Raw genomic sequence first — 5,597 nt, 5'->3', positions numbered from 1 at the left:
GTTACAGCCATTGAGCTCCAATCAAAGAACAGAACCACAGGGAGCCTAACTCATGTCCTACTTGCACACCGGTCTGCGCAGCGCGCTGATGGCTTCGGCCGCAGTCGCCGTCATGGCCGCCCCCGCCTATGCCCAGATTGGGGCCCAAACGGGCGCCCAGGCCACCAAGACCTTCAACATCGCCGCCCAGGACGCCGTCACGGCTGTCCCGCAGTTCGCCCAGCAGTCGGGCCTGCAGGTCCTGGCCTCGGCTGACGATCTGCGCGGCGTCCGCACCAACCCGGTCAAGGGGGCATTGCGGGTCGACACCGCCCTGACCCAACTGGTGGCCGGCACGGGTCTCAATGTTCGTACGCAGGACGGCAATTCCGCCGTCATCGTCCGCGCCTCGATGCAGTCGGCGCCCGAGAGTGCGGCCCCCGCCGCCGCTGAAGCTGCGCCTGCCGAGCCGGAAGACGCCGTCGTCGTCGTTGGCATGCGCAAGTCGCTGCGCGACGCGCTGGACATCAAACGTCGCGAAACCGGCGTTGTCGAGGTCATCGCGTCGAAGGACATCGGCGTCCTGCCCGACGTCACCATCGCCGAATCCCTGGCGCGCCTGCCGGGCGTCAACACCACGCGCGACCGTGGCAATGACAGCCAGGCCGCTATCCGTGGTATTGGTCCGCGCATGGTGCTGGGCACCGTCAACGGCCGCGAAGTCGCCTCGTCTGAACCGGACCGCAACGTCCGTTGGGAAATCTATCCGTCGGAAGTCGTGTCAGGTGTCAGCGTCTACAAGTCGTCGGAAGCCAGGCTGCTGGCCGGCGGTATTTCGGGCACGGTCGACATCCAGACCATCCGTCCGCTGGACTACCGCGGTCCGGAAATCGTCGCTCGCGCCGGCGTCGTCTATTATGACGGCGGTACGGCGTTTCCGGGCTATGACGGCCTGGGCTACCGCGGGTCGGGATCGTTCGTAAAGAAGCTGTCGCCGGAGTTCGCCTTCGTTCTGGGCGTCACCGCCCAGCAGCAGAAGAACGGCTACGAATCCTTTCAGGGCTGGGGCTATAACGACGACACCATCCGTCCGGCCAACAATACCGGCCCGATCGTCACGAATGGACCCGACGTGCCGACCCCGTGGGGCGCCGCGTCGGAAGCCAAGTTCCTGACCTCCGACCGCTACAGCCTGTCGACCGGCTTTCAGTGGAAGCCAAGCGACTTCTTCGAACTCACCTACGACCTGCTGTATTCGAAGTTCAAGATCTCCGAACACCAGAACCAGCAATGGTATGACGGCAACTGGGGTAACTGGGCCGGCGGCAATGCCGGCGGCTATACCAATCCGGTCATTGTCGATGGCGACCTGGTCGGCGCGACGACCGCCTACAGCGAAATCACCAATGTCATCGCCGAGTACAGCGAAGACAAGGACCTGATCGTCACCGGACTGAACGGCAAGTGGACCGAAGGCGCCTGGACCGCCACCGCCGACGTGTCCTATTCCAAGGCCGAGCGCAGCAATCTGTGGCAGGCCGTAGAGATGCGTTATTATCCTGCTACCACGACCTGGCGCCTGGACGGCGATGATCCGTTCGTTCAGGTCTCGACCCAGCCCCAGGACGCCAGCCAGAGCATCGAATGGGTGATGGGCGCCTATTCGCCCGGCCGGCTGCGCGACGAACTGGGTTCCGCCTCGCTGGACTTCCGCCGTCATTTCGACGGGGGTTTTTGGACGTCGGTACAGTTCGGCCTGCGCCTGGCCGACCGCACCAAGTCGGACAGCAGTGGTAATGATGGCCAGGCGGGACATCTGCCCGGCGTGACGACCCTGCCGTCGAACCTGTTCACCAACTACAAGTTCAAAAATTTCGACGTGCCGTCGCTGCTGGACGGTGATTTCGACAAGCTGGTCACGGCGGCCTATGGCGCCGGCGCGTTGGACTTTGATCCGAAGTCGGTCAACTTCAATTCCGAAGTGACCGAAAAGGTCGCCGAAGCCTATGTCCAGGGCTATTACGAGACGACCTTCGCCGGCGCGCCGGTCAATGGCAATATCGGTCTGCGCGCCGTGTCGGTGAACAGCGAAAGCGCTGGCGAAAGCCGGTCGGGCGGCGGCTGGTTCCAGGACATCCAGGGCAACTGGGACTTCTATCCGCTGGTGGCGGTCACCGCCAAGGGCGGCCGTCAATACACCAAGCTGCTGCCGTCCGCGGCGGCCCGGTTCGACCTCGGCGATGGCGCCTATCTCAAACTGGGCGCCGCCCGCGTCCTGTCGCGTCCGCCTCTGAATGAGCTGAAGGCCAATCGCTCGATCTCGCCGACCGCGCCGTTCACGGGTTCTTCGGGCAACCCGTACCTGAAGCCGTTCGAAGCCACCCAGTTCGACGCGTCGTATGAGTGGTACTTCAACCGCGACGCCCTGTTCGCGGTGGCCGGCTACTACAAGCAGGTCGACAACTATGTTGGCTACAACCAGCGTAGCGAGACCATTAACGGCAACAGCTACACCCTGATCTCGCCGGTCAACAAAGACGACAGCGGCTACATCGCCGGTGTCGAACTGACCTATCAGACCCCGTTCAGCTTTATTCCGGGCTTTGAGAAGTTCGGCATCTATTCAAACCTGGCCCTGGTCGAGTCGGACATCGAGGAGTTCGTTCCGTCGAACAATCCGCTGCCGATGAACGGCGTCGCCAAGACTACGGCCACCGTCGACCTGTGGTACAGCAACGGCACCATCGATGCCCGCCTGGGCGCGCGTTACCACAGCGCCTATACCGCCATCTATGGCTGGGATTCGAGCGCTCTGGCCCGGGTCGCGCCGGAAACCACCCTGGACGCCAGCGCCAGCTATATCCTGAACAGCCGGATTTCGTTCCGCGTCCAGGCGGCCAACCTGCTGGATACGCCGTTGCGGGCCTATTACGACAACAAGGAAAACCGGTTGCTGCGGAACGACTACTACGGCCGCCGCTTCCTGTTCGATGTGACGGTAAAGTACTGACATCTTCTCCCGAAGAGTCCTAAACTGGCCGGAGCTTGATTTGAAGCTCCGGCCCTTTTATTGTCATACAAAATAATGCCGAGGGAAATGCCATGTTGGATCTGAACCGCCGCCATCTGCTGGCCGCCGCTGCCGTCGCGGCTGCGGTGCCAGCCGCTTCTGCCAAGGCCCAGCCCTATTCGCCGGTGGTCAAGTCCGCCGACCAGGGGCTGCGGCAGCGCATTCTCTTCGATGACGGCTGGCGGTTCGCCTTTGGCCATCTGCATGACGCGGAGAAGGATTTTGGCTTTGGCCTCGACCAGCGCACCTATGCCAAGCAGGGCCCGGATTCGGGTAAGGCGGCCCAGGCCGGGTTCGACGATTCCGGATGGCGGGAACTGAATCTGCCCCACGACTGGGCGGTCGAACTTCCGTTCGTACCGAACCCCAAGGCGTCCGAGCTGAAGCCCAACGACCGCGGCGAGATCTGGGATCCGGCGGCCAACCACGGTTTCAAGTCGCTGGGCCGCGACTATCCGGAAACCTCGGTCGGTTGGTATCGCAAGAGTTTCAGTCTGGACAAGGCCGATGCCGGCAAGCGCATTTCGCTGCAGTTCGACGGCGTCTTCCGCAGCGCGATCGTCACGGTCAACGGCTACATCATCCGTGAGCATCAGGGCGGCTATACCCCGATCCACATCGACGTCACCGATTTCCTCAATACCGACGACAAGCCCAATGTGGTCGCTGTGCGTGTAGATGCCTCGCTCGGCGAAGGCTGGTTCTACGAAGGCGCCGGCATCTATCGCCATGTCTGGCTGGTCAAGACCGATCCGGTTCATATCCCGCCCTATGGTGTACGTGTGCGGTCCAAGACCGATGGTACGGTCGAGGTTGCCACCACGGTTCGCAACGAAAGCGATGCGGTGCAGACCGTGACTGTGTCGGCGATCGTCTTTCAGCCGGGCACGGCCCTGCCCCTGGATACTGGCAGCCAGAATATCGCCGTGCCGGCGCGCCAGACGCGTGATGTGGTTCAGACCTTCAAGGTGGCCGCGCCCAGCCTTTGGTCGGTCGACGCGCCCCATCTCTATGAGGTTGATACGACGCTCAGTCTAGTTGACAAAAAGGTCGACGGTGTCACCACCCGGTTCGGCTTCCGCGATGTGAAGTTCGATGCCGAGCAGGGCTTCTTCCTGAACGGCAAGCACCTGAAGCTGAAGGGCACCTGCAACCATCAGGACCATGCCGGGGTCGGCGCCGCCGTGCCGGATGCCTTGCAGTACTATCGCCTGAAGCTGCTCAAGGAGATGGGCTGCAACGCCTATCGCGCCTCGCACAATCCGCCGACGCCGGAAGTGCTGGAGGCCTGTGACGAACTGGGCCTGCTGGTTATCGACGAGACCCGCACCATGACCTCGTCGCAGCAGGGGCTGGACGACCTGCGCGCCATGATCCTGCGCGACCGCAACCACCCGTCCATTATCCTGTGGTCGATCGGCAACGAGGAGCCACAGCAGGGCACCGACCGCGGCGCCATTGTCGCCAAATCGATGAAACGGCTGTGCAATGAGCTGGATCCAACGCGTGGCGTTACCTACGCCATGGACCAGGGCTTTGGCTACGGCGTGACCCATGTCGTCGACGTCATCGGCTTCAACTACCGCACCCATCTGATCGATGAGTTCCATGCCAAGTATCCGCTTATCCCGCTGATCGGCTCGGAAACAGCCTCGACCGTCTGTACGCGCGGCGAATACATCCTGGACGCGGCCAACCATATCGTCCCGTCCTACGATACCACGGCGCCGTGGTGGGCGACGACCTCGGAGACCTGGTGGAGCCATGCGGCGGACAAGTCCTACATGGCCGGTGGCTTTATCTGGACCGGGTTCGACTATCGCGGCGAGCCGACGCCATTTTCGGAATGGCCCAGCATCTCGTCGCAGTTCGGCGTGTTCGATACCTGCGGCTTCCCGAAGGACAACTACTATTACTACCGCGCCTGGTGGCGTCCGGAGCCGCTGCTGCACCTGCTGCCGCACTGGAACTGGGAGGGCAAGGAAGGCCAGGAAATCGCGGTCTGGGCCCATTCCAACTGCGAAGAGGTCGAGCTGTTCGTCAACGGCAAGTCGGCCGGCAAGAAGGCCATGCCGCGTAACCGGCACCTGGAATGGTCGGTGCCCTATGCGCCCGGCAAGATCGAGGTCTTTGGTTATAACAAGGGCATGGTGGTTTTGAAGGACAAGCGCGAGACGGCCGGTGCGCCGGCGCGGGTTGTGCTGACGGCGGATAGGTCGGGCTTGTTCGCCGATGGCAGTGATGTCGCGGTGTTGCGGGCGGAGGTGGTCGATGCCAAGGGTCGGCCGGTGCCGAAGGCCGATAACCTGATCCGGTTTGAGGTCGCAGGTCCGGGGGCGGTGATCGGCGTCGGTAATGGCAATCCGAACAGCCATGAGCCGGATAAGGCGTCTCAGCGCAAGGCTTTCAACAGCCTGTGCAGCGCGATTGTCCAGGTTCGGCGCGAGCCGGGGACGGTGACCGTGACGGCTTCGGCGGAGGGTTTGAAGGCCGGGAAGGTTGTTCTGAAGGTGGGTGAGGCGTGTCGGATCCCCTCTCCCCGTTCTTC

2 protein-coding genes are annotated in these 5,597 nt (G+C 62.7%); both read left to right on the top strand.

Annotated elements, in window-relative coordinates; genetic code table 11:
* The first annotated feature begins 52 nt into the window (after positions 1–52).
* On the top strand, positions 53–2,989 hold the full coding sequence (locus tag ABI_RS14535) for a TonB-dependent receptor (protein ID WP_006273788.1): 2,937 nt from the start codon (positions 53–55) through the stop codon (positions 2,987–2,989).
* 92 nt (positions 2,990–3,081) lie between these two features.
* Positions 3,082–5,597 (top strand): beta-galactosidase GalA (galA, locus tag ABI_RS14530; protein WP_083811517.1); only part of this gene is annotated, 2,516 nt, incomplete at its 3' end.

It is taken from the genome of Asticcacaulis biprosthecium C19, from assembly GCF_000204015.1.
GTDB classification, from domain to species: Bacteria; Pseudomonadota; Alphaproteobacteria; order Caulobacterales; family Caulobacteraceae; genus Asticcacaulis; species Asticcacaulis biprosthecius.
Note: the sequence above shows the minus strand (reverse complement) of the source record. Positions and strands in the feature narration are given on the sequence as shown.